Here is a 13,959-nt window from a genome sequence, read left to right on the forward strand (position 1 = left end):
CGGCGACTTTGAACGCTGCCCGGGATCAGGTGCCCCGGCAACCGCGCTCGTCCTGTTCGTCAGCGGACCTCGTGTGTCCAATACGACCAGAATCATGACGTTCGGTGACAAGCCCCTGTTGCACTCCTAAAGGATGAAGAACTTCCCTCGCCTGAGTTACGCAGCTTGATGTAGAGGGTCCGAACACGACACGTTCGCGCCTATGAACCTCAGGAAGACCGTCGCGGGGGCCGCTGTTGCCCTCGGCAGCGCTACCGTCATGCTCGGCCTGGGTGGTATCGCACACGCGGACACCGGGTCCGCCGCCGCTCACACCGCGCCCGACCTGGGTGGCCAGCTGGGCGACATCGCCACCGCCGGCGACCTCGCGTCCGTGAACACCGCTGACACCGCCGGCAAGATCCAGGCGATCAACGCGCAGGACCTCGACGTCAACGCGCTCGTCGAGAACGTCGACGCTGGTGCGACCGGTCTTCCGGCCTCCACGCTGCTCGGCCTGAACGAGCCGACCGGCGTGCCGACCGGTGCCGCGTCCGTCGACATCTGATCTGACCAGAACCTTCCTGGCCGGGGCGGCGCCCGATTCCCTCCCCCTCGAATCGGGCGCCGTTCCACTTTTTCTAGGAGCGGAACGTCTTGAGCATCAAGAAGATCGTCGCTTCCGCCGGCATCGCCGCGGGTGCGATCGCCGCGATGGCGGGCACCGCGAGTGCCGCGCCGCAGCTTCCCGACGTCGACCCGATCGGCAAGGTCAGCGAGCTCGGCGACAGCGCCGGGGTCAGCACGCTGCACAACTTCGGTGGCAACGTGGAGATGATCCACGACGGCACCAGGATCATCGGCGGCTAGAACTACCTGCCTGCCGCGTAGCCCTGCGCGCCGCGTGCGTTCGCGCCGGCGCGCAGCAGTCCGTCGAAGGCATCCCTTGCCACGGCGGACATCCGGCCGAGAGTCCACTCGCCGGCGTCCACGACCTGGTGGCCACGCGATCGCAACGCATCCAGGACGTCCGCGCCGGCGCGGGACTCGATGACGAGTTCGCCCGGCGTCCAGGCACGCGGGTAGAACGAGCTCGGGAACGCGTTCGAGTGCCACATCGGCGAGTCGATCGCCTCCTGCAGGTTCAGGCCCGCGCGGTGCGCCAGCCAGAAGCCGAGCTGCCACTGGTCCTGCTGATCGCCGCCAGGGGTGCCGAACGCCAGCGCGGGACGGCCGTCGCGCAATGCCATCGAGGGCGACAGCGTGGTCCGCGGGCGCTTGCCGGGGGCCAGTGAGTTCGGCAGATCCTTGTCCAGCCAGAACATCTGGGCGCGGCTGCCCAGGCAGAAGCCGAGCGACGGGATCGTCGGCGAGGACTGCAGCCAGCCGCCGGACGGGGTCGCGGAGACCATGTTGCCCCAGCGGTCCACGACGTCCACGTGCACGGTGTCGCCGCGCGTCACGCCGGAGCGTTCCACGGTCGGTTCGCCGATCGCACCGGTCGGGTCGGAGATCGACGCCGACGGCCCGCTGATGATGTGCTTGGGGAGCAACGGTTCCCGGCCGTCGGGTGAGCCCGGCCGAAGTTCGAAGGACGCCGAGTCGGAGATCAGCGCACGGCGCTCGGAGGCGTAGGCGCGCGACAGCAGGGTCTCCAGCGGCACGTCCGGAACGTCGCCGTACCAGGCCTCGCGGTCGGCGAACGCCAGCTTCGCGGCCTCGACGGCGAGGTGCACCGTCTCGGCAGTGGGCTTGCCATCCACATAGGACAGGTCGTAGCCCTCCAGCAACCGCAGCTGCTGCGCCAGAACGGGTCCCTGCGTCCACGCGCCGGCCTTGACGAGCGACCACTCACCGAAGTCGGCGACGACCGCGTCCTCGTACGACGCCTCCCACGACGCCATGTCGGCACCGGTCAGCACACCCGCGTGATCACGACCGGAGTCGTCACGGAACTCCGAACGGCAGAACTCGTCGATCTGCGCCGCGACGAACCCCTGCGACCAGGCCCGGCGGGCGGCCTCGATCTGCGCCTCACGGTCAGAGCCGGCGGCCTCGGCGGCGGCCAGCAGCCACTCCCAGGTGTCGGCGAGCTTCGGGTTGCGGAACCGGCCGCCGGGGGCCGGCAGGACGCCGTCGGGCATCCACTGCGCAGCGGACGTCGGCCAGTGGTCGCGGAAGAGTTCCGAGACGAGTCCGATGGTGTGCGCGGCGCGTTCGACCAGCGGAAAGCCGTCGCGGGCGTACCCGATCGCCCGGTCGAGCACGTCGCGCAACGACTTGGTGCCGTGGTCGCGCAGCAGAGTGAGCCAGCCGTCCCACGCTCCGGGCACCGTCGCGGCCAGCAGCCCGCTGCCGGGCACCAGCGAAAGACCCAGATCCGTGTAGTGCTCGATCGACGCTCCGGCGGGCGCCACGCCCTGCCCGCAGAGCACCCGAGGGGCCGCTCCTGCGGCCGAGAAGATGATCGGCACCTCGCCGCCGGGGCCGTTGAGGTGCGGTTCCACCACCTGCAACACGAAACCGGCGGTCACGGCGGCGTCAAAGGCGTTGCCGCCGTCCTCCAGCACCGCCATGGCCGACGCGGAGGCCAGCCAGTGGGTCGAAGCGACCATGCCGAAGGTGCCGACGAGTTCGGGGCGCGTGGTGAACACATCCATAAAGGTACGCGAGGCTAACTATATTGCGTGACTCCAAGTGACGTATGCCCTAGGCCCGAACAGAGCAGTGGCAGATCGTCGTACGACTTTGGTCGTAGCGGACGGTGACAGATCTCCTACCAGAGGTCTACCGGCGCGGCCGATGTTTCGAACACCGTCGAACGGCACAGTTCTAGCCATGGGAATTCTGGGTGTCGCGACGATCTTCATCGGCCTCGCGCTCGTGGCAGCGGTGCCGTTGGTGGCCCTGCTCCACTGGACCGACCGTTGAGTTCGAGGTAACGAGCGTTAACCTCCTCGCGAGCAGTTCGCTTCGAGGAGGATGAAGGCATGGAGATCTCGGGTACCGCGGCCATCGTCACCGGTGGCGCGTCCGGTCTCGGCGGCGCGACCGCACGTGCGCTGGCGGCGCGTGGAGCGCAGGTTTTCGCTCTCGACCTGCCGAGCGCCATCGCGAACGCCGACGCGATCGAGAACGTCACCTACCTGGCCGCCGACGTGACCTCGGGCGAAGAGGTCCAGGCCGCCGTCGACACCGCGGCCGGTTCCGGCGCCCCGCTGCGCATCACGGTGAACTGCGCGGGCATCGGCCCGTCGTCCCGCACCGTCGGCAAGAGCGGCCCGCACGACCTCGACCTCTACCGCAAGATCATCGAGGTCAACCTGATCGGCTCGTTCAACGTCCTGCGCCTGGCCGCCGCGGCCATGGGCAAGACCGAGGAGCTGGAGCACGGCGCCCGCGGCGTCATCATCAACACCGCGTCGATCGCCGCGTTCGACGGCCAGATCGGCCAGGTCGCCTACGCCTCGTCCAAGGGCGGCGTCGTCGGCATGACCCTCCCGGCCGCCCGCGACCTGAGCAACGTCGGCATCCGCGTGCTCACCATCGCGCCCGGCATCGTCGACACCCCGATGCTCGCCACGGTCTCCGACGAGTTCCGCGCGGGCCTCGCCGCCGGCGTGCCGTTCCCGAAGCGCCTGGCCCAGCCGTCCGAGTACGCGCAGCTCGCGCTCTCGATCATCGAGCACGACTACCTGAACGGAGAGGTCATCCGGATGGACGGCGCTCTCCGCATGGCACCCCGCTAAAGCTCGCTAAAGCTCTCCGGCAAAAGGCAGTCTGGACATGGCGTCCGAGGTCATCCACTCGCGCAGGCGATGGGTGGCCCGGACGTCGTCCTCGTTGTACTCCAGCAACCGCTGCCGCTGATCGGTGTCGAGCGCGTCGCCGTTCATACCGACCGCGGACCGGTACCAGCGCATGGAGTTCTCGCCGCCGGCCTCGGGATCGCGCCACGAGAACCCTGCCACCGGCGCGATCACCTTCAGGCCCTTGCCGTGCGCGCACAGGAACTGCTCGCGGACGATGCCGAACAGGTCGACCCACGAGTCCGAGTTGATGAACTCCTTGATCTGCGCCACGGTCGGAATGCCGGGCTTGCCGGCGAACCGTTCCGCCGACGCCAGCAGCCAGCGGTTCTCCGCCAGCTCGTTGTAGCAGTAGGCGCGGAACGACAGCCCGCGCGCCTTGGCCCGCAACCGGATCCCGGTCAGCCAGGTCCAGAACTCGGCGAACGACCGCGCCTCGTCGTCGCACGGCAGCGGGTCCCACGTGACGAAGGCGCGGTAGCCGTGCTCCTCGTCGATGTCCTTTCCGGACAGCAGGCAGCCCCACATGTACGCGCCGAGATCGCCGAAGCTCTCCATGTCGACGTCGACCTCGACGTCCGCGCGCGGCACGTTCATCTCGGGCACCCTGCGCACCAGCGTCAGGTCGCGCAGCCACGCCCGCGCCAGCACCACGGCGTCGCCGAACGGCATGCCGACGAGCTGGATCGGACCGGTCGCGGCGGGATCGAGCTCGGCCAGGTCGTCCACAGTGGACAGGCCGATCTTCCGCAACGCCACCGCGTCCTCGCCGCGCACGACGAGGCTGACGTCGCGGCCCTGCTTGAGATCGTTGTCGCAGGTGGGCCACCACGGGCACGTCTTGCAGTCGACGATCCGCGACGGCCGGGCGAGTGGTTCCCGCTCGTTCGCCGCCGCCAGTGCCACGGCCAGCCGGTCGCTGAACCGGGCGTCGTACTCGGCCAGCGCGTTGCGGCCGCCCGGCCACGTCGGCGCCTCCAGGTCGTGCCACAGCACCACGTCGGCGTCCATGCCGATCACGCCACCCGTGGCGCGGCCGTTGCGCGCGTACCCGGCGGCCTGCAGCTGCCGTTGCGCGTGGGCCAGCCGCAGCTGATCACGAGGCTGGGGACGGACCTTGCGGTGCGGGTCCGTGCGGCTGCCGTCGGGCAACGGCATCGTCAACGGGCTCGTGCGGGCGCCCTGGCCAGGATCGGTGATCTTGTGCCGGACCACGAGCACCGGCACGTAGCCGGAGGAATCCTTGACCAGCAGGTCGATTCCGCCACGACGGCCACCGCGTGGATCGCGGGGCAGGGCGGCGCCCCAGATGTACTGGGCGCCCATCTCCATCGCCGCGAGCGTCACCCGTTCCCGGTCCGCGCTGCGCACATCGGGTCCGCTCGGCACCTCGAAGAGGTTCGAGCCGACGATCCTGCCGAGCGCGTCCGCCACCGCACGCCGATGGTTGGTCGCGTCCGCTTTCCGTTGTTCCGAAGCCGGATCTGGCGCCGCCCTGGGAACGTCGCGCATGTCCGGATCGTTTTCGAGGTGCACCCGCCGCCGACAACGAGTGACCACGCCGGCGTCTAGCTGCACCTGGGAAGTCACAGGATGAGGGTATGTCGCGCGCCGAGGAGATGTGTCGGCAACCTGGGCAGTAAGTTTCACGTGACGGAGGAGGTGTACCCGAATGGCGCGCAAAGCGAAGGCCGGCTTCACGCCCAGCAGGGCCAAGAGCCTGGTCGGTGTCGCGAAGGTGGTGGCCCCCGCGCTCATTCCGGTGCTGGCCCCCGTGATCGCCCGCGGAGCTGGGGTTTTGAGCGAGCAGTACGACCGCTATCGGGCCCGTCGGCTCGGTATCGACGTCGCCGACATCGGTAAGTACTCCGGATACGGCGCCCGGCTGCACGCGCGAATTGTCGGCTTCTCCGAGTCGATGGAGACATTGCGGGCAACTGATTCCGATTGGGTTTCGAAGACCGAGGCGCGACTCGCTCAGCTCCTCGCCGCGGTGCGCGCGTCCGAGCGCATGCCGACGGCCCGGCGCAAAGCAGCGCACCGGGCCGTCGGAACTGATCTGGAGATGCTGGAGCAGGAGTTGCTCAGGCGTCTGAACGTGCGCTGACGTCCGGTGTCCTGCCGGTCACCTCGGCGACGGCCTTGACCGCCGCCTCCTCGACCACCTGACCGGGGTCGAGATGTGCGGTGACCTCCTCCATCACCTCGGCGACCCGTTCCTCGCGCCTGATCATCGGGTCGGAGCGCAGGTCCTTGGCCAGTGACACGCAGAGCCCGATCATCACGACCATGAACGGCAGCGCCGCGATGATCGTCAGGTTCTGCAGCCCTGTCAGGGCATCGGACCCGCCGACCAGCAGCATCACCGCCGCGACGGCACCGGTCACCACACCCCAGAAGATCACCACGGGCTTCGTCGGCCGGATGGTGCCCTCCTGCGAGAGCGTTCCCATCACGATCGACGCGGCGTCGGCACCGGACACGAAGAAGATCGCCACCAGGAGCATCACGACGACCCCGGCGACGGCGGCCAGCGGGAACTGGTCCAGCAGCGAGAACAACTGCGATTCCGGAGTGGACTGACCGGCGAGGTCGACGCCGTTGCGCTGCTCGAAGATGGCCGTGCCACCCAGGATCGCGAACCACACCAGCGACACCGCGGACGGCACCAGGATCACGCCGGCCACGAACTGCTTGATCGTGCGGCCACGCGAGATGCGCGCGATGAACATGCCGACGAACGGCGTCCACGAGATCCACCACGCCCAGTAGAAGATCGTCCAGCCGGACAGCCAGGTCTCGGTCGCGTCGCCACCGGAGGCGGCGGTACGACCGGCCATCGTCGCGAGCTCGCGGAAGTAGTCACCGAGGGCCGTGGGCAGCAGGTTCAGGATGAAGATCGTCGGGCCCACGACGAACAGGAACAGCGCCAGCACCACGGCCAGCACCATGTTGATGTTCGACAGCCACTGGATGCCCTTGGCGACACCCGAGACGGCGGACGCGACGAACGCCACGGTCAGGATCGCGATGATCGCGACCAGAACGCCCTTGCCGACGTCACCGGCCCACCCGGCCGCCTCCAGCCCGCTCCCGATCTGCAGGGCACCGAGACCGAGGGAGGCGGCCGAGCCGAACAGGGTCGCGAAGATCGCCATGACGTCGATCGCGCGGCCCCAGCCGGAGGCGGCGCGCTTGCCCAGCAGCGGCGTGAAGGCCGAGCTGATCAGCGAGTTCCTGCCCCGGCGGAAGCTGCTGTAGGCGATGGCGATGCCGACGATGGCGTAGATCGCCCACGGGTGCAGCGTCCAGTGGAAGAGCGTGGTCGCCATCGCGGTCTCCAACGGATCTCCGTCGGAACCGGGCGGCGGCTTCACGAAGTGCGTCAGCGGCTCGTTGACGCCGTAGAACATCAGCCCGATGCCCATGCCCGCGCTGAACATCATCGCGACCCAGGACACGGTCTTGAACTCGGGTTTCTCGTCGTCCTGACCGAGCGGGATCTTGCCGTAACGGCTGAACGCGAGCCACAGCGCGAAGACCACGAAGCCAGTGGCGGAGAGCACGAAGGCCCATCCCAGATGCTGGATGATCCATCCCAGCGCAGCCTTCGAAGCGGCTGCCAAACTCTCGGTACCGACGATTCCCCAGGTCACGAACGCAAGCGTGAGACCTGCGGCAACGCCGAACACAACCCGGTCGGTACGGCCCGGCTTGTCGCATTGAACGGTCATGCGGCCCTAGATACCCACTCATAGACCTGGCCAAACTCCTCCGATTACCCTCAACCTCGTGAGCACACGGACGAGTGAGTTGCGCACCCTTCGCGGTGCCGCACTCGCGCTGACGTCTGCCGCGCTCACGATCACCGCCCACGGGCTGGGCGGCGGCGAGATCTCCGAGTTCATCCACGCGCTGCCACTGGTGGTGCTGATCGCGTTCGCGGCGGCATCGCTGGCCGACAAGCGCACCGGACGGCTCTCGGTCATCGCCGGGCTCGGCACGGCCCAGCTCGCCCAGCACCTGCTGCTGACCTGGGTCAACCACGAGCACACCACCACGCTGACCTGGCAGATGTTCGTGGCGCACCTCGTGGCCGCGACGCTGACCGGGCTGTTGCTGTTCCACGCCGAGAACGCCCTGTTCAGGCTGTTCGCCGCCGTCACCCGCCTGATCCCCCGCAGGCTCACGCCGCTGCCGGTCTCCACGCCGATGCGGACGTTCCCCCGCACGCCGTACCTCCAGAACGCGCACCACCTGGAGTTGTCGCGGGCAAATGGGCGGCGCGGCCCGCCCTGTGACTCCTGATCATCCGTATCCCTCTGCAGACCCCCTTTGGCATCAGGAGCCACAACTTCATGTCTACAAATCGATTTGGCGTGCGCACGCTCGCCGTTCTCGCCGTTGCCGGAATCGCCGTGCTCGGCACCCCGACCATCGCATCGGCGCACGTCAGCGCCCAGCCGGCCGAGTTCACCCAGGGTGGCCGCGCCACCTTCGCGTTCCGCGTCCCGAACGAGCGCGACAACGCAGGCACCACCAAGATCGAGGTGACGCTGCCGCAGGACACGCCGCTCACGTCGGTGCGCACCAAGCCGCTGGCCGGCTGGAAGGCCGAGGTCGTCAAGGGCAAGCTCGACAAGCCCGTGACGCTCGCCGGCAAGGAGGTCACCGAGGCGTTCAAGACGATCACCTGGACCGCCGAGCCCGGTGTGAAGATCAACGTCAACGAGTACCAGGAGTTCTTCGTCGCCATCGGCACGCTGCCGGAGGGCAAGGACAAGCTCGAACTCCCGACCAAGCAGACCTACGAGAACGGCGAGGTCGTGGACTGGGCCCAGGCCGCCGGTGCGGACGGCAAGGAGCCGGAGCACCCGGCGCCCGCGCTGAAGCTCGCCCCGAAGGCCGCCGCCGGTGACGACCACGGCCACGGAACGACCCCGGCCGCCAACAGCACCGAGACGCACGAGGCGTCCGCTGCCGGTTCCGACAAGACCGCCCGCTACCTCGGTGGCGCCGGTCTGGCCGTCGGTGCGCTCGGCCTCGGCTTCGGTGTCGGCGCGATCCTGCGTTCGAGGCGCAAGGCATGAAGCGCGCGCTGATCGCTTTCCTGTTCGCTGGTGCGGCCGTGCTCGCCACGACCGCCCCCGCGGCGGCTCACAACGCGCTGATCAGCAGTGACCCGAAGGACAAGACCTCGCTGGAGGCCGGCCCCTCGACCGTCACGCTGACGTTCGACCAGGACGTGCAGGGCGGCCAGGGCATCAACGCGATCTCGGTCGTCGACGCGAACGGCGGCCACTACGAGGTCGCGGGCGACCCGACGATCAAGGACACCGCGGTCTCCGCGAAGGTCAACGCCCTGGGCAAGGCCGGTGAGTACAAGATCGGCTACCGCATCCTGTCCGCGGACGGGCACCCCGTCTCCGGTGAGCTGACGTTCACGCTCACGAAGGACGGCACGGGCACGCCTGCCGCGGCGACGAACAACGCCACGTCCGGCGACTCGGGTTCGAGCGACGGCCTGCCCGTCTGGGTGTGGATCGTCGGCGCCGTCGTGCTGCTCGGCGGTGGCGTGTTCTTCGCCCTGCGCGGTGGCGGAGGCGCGAAGGCATGAGCGACGTCCGGACCGCCGCCCCCACCCACTACCGCGTGCTCGCCGGACTCGTGTTCGGCGCACTCGGAGGCATCGCGCTCGGCCTCGTGCTGGCACCACCCGTCGTGGTCGCCGGGGTCGTCGACGCCGGGGCGGCGGTCCGGTACGGCCTGCCGGTCACACGGGTGTTGCTCGACATCTCGGCGACGGTCGTCGTCGGGCTGTCGATCCTGCCGAAGCTGCTCGGCTTCGACCGGCCCACGCACACCGAACCGGTCATGCGGCTGGCCCGGCCGGCCGCGGTGATCGCCGCCGCCGTCTGGGTGGTCGCCGCCCTGCTGGCGATCGTCCTGCAGGCCGCCGAACTGCGGCCGGGCAGCGACGTCAGCATCGGCAACGCCGTCGACTACATCGGGAACGTGGGCGCCGGCAAGGGCCTGCTGTTCAGCGCGTCCTGCGCGTTCGTCTACCTGATCATCGGCGTGATGGCCGTGCGCAGCGGCGAGTCCGTGCCCGCTGAGCTGCGGATTCTCGTCTCGATGTTCGGGCTGCTGCCGATCCCGGTGACCGGGCACGCGTCCAACTGGAAGTACCACGACTACTCGATGGTCTCCATGGAGCTGCACGTGCTGGGCGCCGCCGCGTGGACCGGCGGGCTCGGCGCGTTGATGGCACTGGTCGCCTACCGCAAGGGCCTGCTGGCGATCGCGTTGCCGAAGTTCTCGAAGATCGCGACCGTCAGCCTGATCGTCGTCGCGGTCACGGGCCTGTTCAACGGGTTGCTGGAGCTGGTCCTCAACCCGATCGTGCCGTTCCCGCAGTCGCTGTTCACGACCGGCTACGGCCTGCTGTTCCTGGGCAAGGCCGTGTGCGCGGGACTGATCGCGGTGCTCGGCGCGCACATCCGGTGGCGGTTGCTGCCGAAGATCTCCCAGCACAAGGTCACCGCGATCGTGCAGTGGGCGATCCTGGAGGTGACCATCATGGGCGTCGCGTTCGGCCTCGCCGTGATCCTGAGCCGCGCTCCGGTCAGCTGAACCCCGTCGCGACCCTGACCAGGTCGGCGAGTGCGCGTGACCGGCTGTGCGGTGGCCACGCGATCACCGTCGTCACCTGAGGTGCGTCGACGACCGGAACCGCGACCAGCCCCTCGGCCAGCCCGTTGCGGGCGACCTCCGGCAGGACGGCGACGGCCCGGCCGAGCTCGATCAGCTGGAACAGCTGGGTCAGGTTGCGCACTGCGGCCCCGGCTCCGTCCGGGTAGGTGCCATCGCTGCGGGGCCAGCGCGCGAGCTCCGGCAGGTCGCTGACGTCGGCCATGCGCAGCGGGGACCTGCCGGCGAGCGGGTGTGCTGCCTGCATGACCGCGACCTGGCCCTCGGTGCCCAGGACCTCCACGTCGAGGCCCGTCGTCGGGTCGTACGGCTCGTGCAGCAACGCCACGTCGGCCCGTCCGTCGAGCAGCGGCACGTGGGTGTTCGACTCGCACAGCAGGAGCTCGACGGTCACGGCTCCGGGTTCGTTGGCGTACGCGTCGAGCAGCTTCGCCAGCACCTCACCGGAACTGCCGGCCTTGGCGGCCACCACCAGCGACGGCCGGTCGGCCGCAGCGGCACGGGTTCGCCGTTCGGCCGCCGCCACCGCGCCGAGGATCGCCCTGCCCTCCTCCAGCAGCACCTCACCGGCGTCGGTGAGCGAGACCCTGCGGCTGGTCCGGGTCAGCAGTTCGACGCCGAGCCGGTGCTCGAGCTGGGCGATCGCCCGCGAGAGCGGTGGCTGGGCGATGCCTAGGCGTTCGGCGGCGCGGCCGAAGTTCAGTTCCTCGGCGACCGCCACGAAGTATCGGAGCTCTCGGGTCTCCACCCCACCACGGTATCCATACCGGCCGGGTATCGCTGCCGCACCGAAGTGATGTTGGTCCTGACGGCGTTCCAGACCACGATCAAATACATGAGCGAACAGACGATTGCGCTGGTCACGGGCGCGAACAAAGGCATCGGGTACGAGATCGCGGCAGGCCTCGGCGCACTGGGGATCAGCGTCGGAGTCGGGTCGCGGAACCGCGAACGCGGCGAGGAAGCGGTGGCGAAACTACGTGCGAACGGCGTCGATGCGTTCGCTGTGCCGTTGGACGTGACCGACGACGAGAGCGTGGCTTCCGCCGTGTCACTGCTCGACGAGCGGTTCGGCCGTCTCGACGTGCTGGTGAACAACGCGGGGATCGCGGGACCGTGGCCCATGGCGCCTTCTGCCGCGACGGCGGAGAGCCTGAGGGAGGTGCTGGAGACGAACGTGATCGGCGTCGTCAGGGTCACCAACGCGATGCTGCCGCTGCTGGGACGGTCGGCGCGGCCGCGGATCGTCAACCAGTCGAGCCATCTCTCGTCGCTGGGCCTGCAGACCACACCGGGAGTGGAACTGGGTGACGTCAACGGGGTCTACACGCCGTCGAAGACGTTCCTGAACGCCATCACCGTTCAGTACGCCAAGGAGCTCACCGGCATCAAGATCAACGGTGCCTGTCCCGGCTACGTCGCCACCGAGTTCAACGGTTTCCAGGGACGCGAGACGCCGGCGAACGGCGCGAGGATCGCGGTCAGGCTGGCCACCCTGCCGGACGACGGTCCGACCGGCGGTCTCTTCGACGACGCCGGGACCGTGCCCTGGTGAGGCAAATGTTCAACGTGAAACATCCACGATTTCGACCGGACTCGGCGAGTGGTCTGATCGGCGCGACGAGCTGCGCGCGAACGGACTAGTCGGTGATCAGTCGGGCCGAAGATTCTTCCCGCATTCGCGCCAGCCGGTTCATCGTCCGCTGACCGCGGCGGTCCAGCTCACGGCTGTCGATCCAGCCGTTGGCGTAGTAGCGGTAGTCCTGAGCCAGCGCCACGAGCTCGGCGAGGTAGTCGGCGGATCGTCGCCGTCGCTCCTCGTCAAAGCCCGCCAGCAGCGGTAGCTGGGTGTCCACCACCTCGTCGAGCAACTGCGCGGACCGCAGCGCTCTCCTGGAACGCCACCTCCGAGTAAGGCTCACGCGCCGCACCTCGTCCTTCGCCCCGACCTGCCGCACCCTAGGCGTGGATTTCTCGCCCGTCGATGCTGCATTCGTGTGCGAAGGCCCTGGCGTTACCGGTTCGTGTCCCACGCCATCCGATCGTGGTGCTATAGGACCCAAACGAGATTGCCACTAGGCGGCGCTGTCAGCCCCGGTGAAGCGTGCGACGCGCTCGGCCAGTTCACGGGCCTCGGGGTTGTTGCGGCGCTTCTCGGCCTCCTGACGAAGAGGCTCCATGCGCTGCTTCGTGCGCACCGACTTCAGGCCTTCCGACAGGTCAACGGCCTGGCCACCGACCTTGGCGCCGTGGTCGACGTCGCCCTGGATGAGGTGGTTGATCGACATCGAGGTGAGGTTGAAGGACCGGCTGCGGGCCATGTCGTCACCGAAGCTGTTGATCGCCTTCGACAGGTAGGGAATCGCGGTGCGGGCGTACTTGACGTCCACGGACTGGGCGAGCTCCGTGTGCACGGTTCCGATCATCGACGAGAGGTCGATCTCGTTGAAGAACCGCGCCCACGCGGGTGCTTCGACGACATCGGCGCGGGAGAACTCGTCACGCGCGCGGCCGAGCAGCTTGAGCGCCTGCTCGTCGGAACCCATCTTCGCGTAGGCCCAGGCCTCGTTCGCGCACAGGATGCCCACCGCCAGTTCGGAACCGGAGTTCTGCGCGGCCAGCTGACCCAGCTGGAACACCTTCAGCGCGTCGTCCGGGGCGTTCTGGTGCAAGTAGACGCGGCCCATGCGGTACAGGATGTTCGCCATCAGGGCCTCGTTCTCGCCCTGCTTCGCGAGGTCGAGCGCCTGACCGAAGTGGTTGCGGGCCGAGTCCATCAGGCCCGTGTCGAACGACGTCCAGCCGGCGAGGTTGTGCAGGTCTGCCAGTGCGACGAAGAGCCGCTGGCGAACGATGTCCGTGGAGCTCGCGCCGAGCATCTGCTGTCCCCAGGACAGCTGGGCGACCACGGCGTCACGGCAGGAGCCGCCGCCGTACTGGTAGTCGAGGGCACGCAGAGCACGGGTGGCCGCTTCGACCTGCCGCACGTCCGTCATGCCGATGCGTCCCGGAGCCGGAGTCTGTGTGGGGTGTGAGACCCACGACCCGGAGTCCGCTCCGAACACGGCCGCGCCCACTGTCACGGCGGCGGCGTGCGCGAGGAACTTCCGACGCTTCACCGACTCTTCCTCCTCCGGATGGGGTGAGTCCGCAGCTGCGGCCACCCTTACTGCCGTTGTCTCGTCATAGGCGAGACCCATGTATCCACGTGGGACACCCAAGCCGATGGCGATCCTCGTCAGGACGTCGTACGCCATCACCTGGCGTCCCTTGAGGATCTCCGAGACTTCGGACTGCGACTGCCCAGTGAGCGCCGCGATCTGGCGCTGGGACACGCCGTGCCTTCGGAGCAGCCGGTAGACCGAGCTGATCTCTCGTCGGGCAAGTGCGTCCCGCATCTCCTGCTGGTCCCACACCTCGGTGGGGATAGGAGAGCCCTGGGAACTCATGGTGTTCATCG

General features: G+C 68.7%; 15 protein-coding genes. 9 read left to right on the top strand and 6 right to left on the bottom strand.

What is annotated here, in order from left to right:
• Nucleotides 1–202 precede the first annotated feature (202 nt).
• Together OG205_RS32370 and OG205_RS32375 are read left to right on the top strand one after the other, a co-directional pair.
• A complete protein-coding gene (locus tag OG205_RS32370) occupies nt 203–547 on the top strand; it encodes a hypothetical protein (RefSeq protein ID WP_330271734.1) in 345 nt (114 codons plus the stop codon).
• Nucleotides 548–636: 89 nt separating this feature from the next.
• Entirely contained in the window at nt 637–849 is a 213-nt protein-coding gene (locus tag OG205_RS32375; RefSeq protein WP_330271735.1) for a hypothetical protein, read from the top strand.
• A gap of 2 nt (nt 850–851) precedes the next feature.
• On the opposite strand, the gene OG205_RS32380 is transcribed toward OG205_RS32375, so the two are convergent.
• Complete coding sequence (locus tag OG205_RS32380) at nt 852–2,633, bottom strand: gamma-glutamyltransferase family protein (RefSeq protein WP_330271736.1); 1,782 nt, start codon at nt 2,631–2,633, stop codon at nt 852–854.
• A gap of 336 nt (nt 2,634–2,969) precedes the next feature.
• Between OG205_RS32380 and OG205_RS32385 the strand changes: the two genes are divergently transcribed.
• Nucleotides 2,970–3,728: an SDR family NAD(P)-dependent oxidoreductase gene (locus OG205_RS32385; protein WP_330271737.1), complete on the top strand. Its 759-nt coding sequence runs from the start codon at nt 2,970–2,972 to the stop codon at nt 3,726–3,728.
• A gap of 6 nt (nt 3,729–3,734) precedes the next feature.
• Here the strand turns inward: OG205_RS32385 and OG205_RS32390 are convergent, their stop codons facing one another.
• Nucleotides 3,735–5,378 (bottom strand): TM0106 family RecB-like putative nuclease, encoded by a 1,644-nt coding sequence (locus OG205_RS32390; protein WP_330271738.1) that lies wholly within the window; start codon nt 5,376–5,378, stop codon nt 3,735–3,737.
• Between the two features lie 82 nt (nt 5,379–5,460).
• On the opposite strand from OG205_RS32390, the gene OG205_RS32395 reads away from it, so the two are divergent.
• Nucleotides 5,461–5,895 carry a DUF6474 family protein gene (locus OG205_RS32395; protein ID WP_319976313.1) on the top strand — a complete coding sequence of 145 codons (435 nt, stop codon included), beginning with the start codon at nt 5,461–5,463 and terminating at the stop codon, nt 5,893–5,895.
• Here the strand turns inward: OG205_RS32395 and OG205_RS32400 are convergent.
• Nucleotides 5,873–7,522 (bottom strand): BCCT family transporter, encoded by a 1,650-nt coding sequence (locus OG205_RS32400; RefSeq protein ID WP_330271739.1) that lies wholly within the window; start codon nt 7,520–7,522, stop codon nt 5,873–5,875. The genes OG205_RS32395 and OG205_RS32400 overlap by 23 nt on opposite strands.
• A 58-nt stretch (nt 7,523–7,580) precedes the next feature.
• Between OG205_RS32400 and OG205_RS32405 the strand changes: the two genes are divergently transcribed.
• The 4 genes from OG205_RS32405 (at nt 7,581) to OG205_RS32420 (ending at nt 10,421) form a co-directional block, all read left to right on the top strand.
• Nucleotides 7,581–8,096, top strand: a complete 516-nt coding sequence (locus tag OG205_RS32405) for a hypothetical protein (protein ID WP_330271740.1) — start codon at nt 7,581–7,583, stop codon at nt 8,094–8,096.
• A 71-nt stretch (nt 8,097–8,167) separates the two neighbouring features.
• Complete coding sequence (locus tag OG205_RS32410) at nt 8,168–8,878, top strand: YcnI family copper-binding membrane protein (protein WP_330271741.1); 711 nt, start codon at nt 8,168–8,170, stop codon at nt 8,876–8,878.
• Nucleotides 8,875–9,405, top strand: a complete 531-nt coding sequence (locus OG205_RS32415; protein ID WP_330271742.1) for a copper resistance CopC family protein — start codon at nt 8,875–8,877, stop codon at nt 9,403–9,405. Before OG205_RS32410 ends, OG205_RS32415 begins: the two co-directional genes overlap by 4 nt.
• Nucleotides 9,402–10,421 carry a copper resistance D family protein gene (locus OG205_RS32420; protein WP_330271743.1) on the top strand — a complete coding sequence of 340 codons (1,020 nt, stop codon included), beginning with the start codon at nt 9,402–9,404 and terminating at the stop codon, nt 10,419–10,421. Before OG205_RS32415 ends, OG205_RS32420 begins: the two co-directional genes overlap by 4 nt.
• Here OG205_RS32420 and OG205_RS32425 read toward each other — a convergent pair.
• On the bottom strand, nt 10,414–11,247 hold the full coding sequence (locus OG205_RS32425; RefSeq protein ID WP_330271744.1) for a LysR family transcriptional regulator: 834 nt from the start codon (nt 11,245–11,247) through the stop codon (nt 10,414–10,416). The two genes, OG205_RS32420 and OG205_RS32425, sit on opposite strands and share 8 nt — an antisense overlap.
• 87 nt (nt 11,248–11,334) lie before the next feature.
• On the opposite strand from OG205_RS32425, the gene OG205_RS32430 reads away from it, so the two are divergent.
• Nucleotides 11,335–12,054 carry an SDR family oxidoreductase gene (locus OG205_RS32430; RefSeq protein ID WP_330271745.1) on the top strand — a complete coding sequence of 240 codons (720 nt, stop codon included), beginning with the start codon at nt 11,335–11,337 and terminating at the stop codon, nt 12,052–12,054.
• Nucleotides 12,055–12,139: 85 nt separating this feature from the next.
• Here OG205_RS32430 and OG205_RS32435 read toward each other — a convergent pair whose 3' ends face one another.
• Both OG205_RS32435 and OG205_RS32440 read right to left on the bottom strand, forming a co-directional pair.
• Nucleotides 12,140–12,421, bottom strand: a complete 282-nt coding sequence (locus OG205_RS32435) for a hypothetical protein (RefSeq protein ID WP_093596166.1) — start codon at nt 12,419–12,421, stop codon at nt 12,140–12,142.
• 153 nt (nt 12,422–12,574) lie between these two features.
• A complete protein-coding gene (locus OG205_RS32440) occupies nt 12,575–13,957 on the bottom strand; it encodes a helix-turn-helix transcriptional regulator (RefSeq protein WP_330271746.1) in 1,383 nt (460 codons plus the stop codon).
• Nucleotides 13,958–13,959 lie beyond the last annotated feature (2 nt).

It is taken from the genome of Lentzea sp. NBC_00516, from assembly GCF_036346835.1.
Taxonomy (GTDB): domain Bacteria; phylum Actinomycetota; class Actinomycetes; order Mycobacteriales; family Pseudonocardiaceae; genus Lentzea; species Lentzea sokolovensis.

Excerpts from the sequence above, each read along its gene's own strand:
- OG205_RS32420 (WP_330271743.1), top strand. The coding sequence starts at position 9,402 with ATGAGCGACGTCCGGACCGCCGCCCCCACCCACTACCGCGTGCTCGCC.
- OG205_RS32385 (WP_330271737.1), top strand. The coding sequence starts at position 2,970 with ATGGAGATCTCGGGTACCGCGGCCATCGTCACCGGTGGCGCGTCCGGT.
- OG205_RS32415 (WP_330271742.1), top strand. The coding sequence starts at position 8,875 with ATGAAGCGCGCGCTGATCGCTTTCCTGTTCGCTGGTGCGGCCGTGCTC.
- OG205_RS32440 (WP_330271746.1), bottom strand. The coding sequence starts at position 13,957 with ATGAACACCATGAGTTCCCAGGGCTCTCCTATCCCCACCGAGGTGTGG.
- OG205_RS32400 (WP_330271739.1), bottom strand. The coding sequence starts at position 7,522 with ATGACCGTTCAATGCGACAAGCCGGGCCGTACCGACCGGGTTGTGTTC.
- OG205_RS32370 (WP_330271734.1), top strand. The coding sequence starts at position 203 with ATGAACCTCAGGAAGACCGTCGCGGGGGCCGCTGTTGCCCTCGGCAGC.
- OG205_RS32430 (WP_330271745.1), top strand. The coding sequence starts at position 11,335 with ATGAGCGAACAGACGATTGCGCTGGTCACGGGCGCGAACAAAGGCATC.
- OG205_RS32395 (WP_319976313.1), top strand. The coding sequence starts at position 5,461 with ATGGCGCGCAAAGCGAAGGCCGGCTTCACGCCCAGCAGGGCCAAGAGC.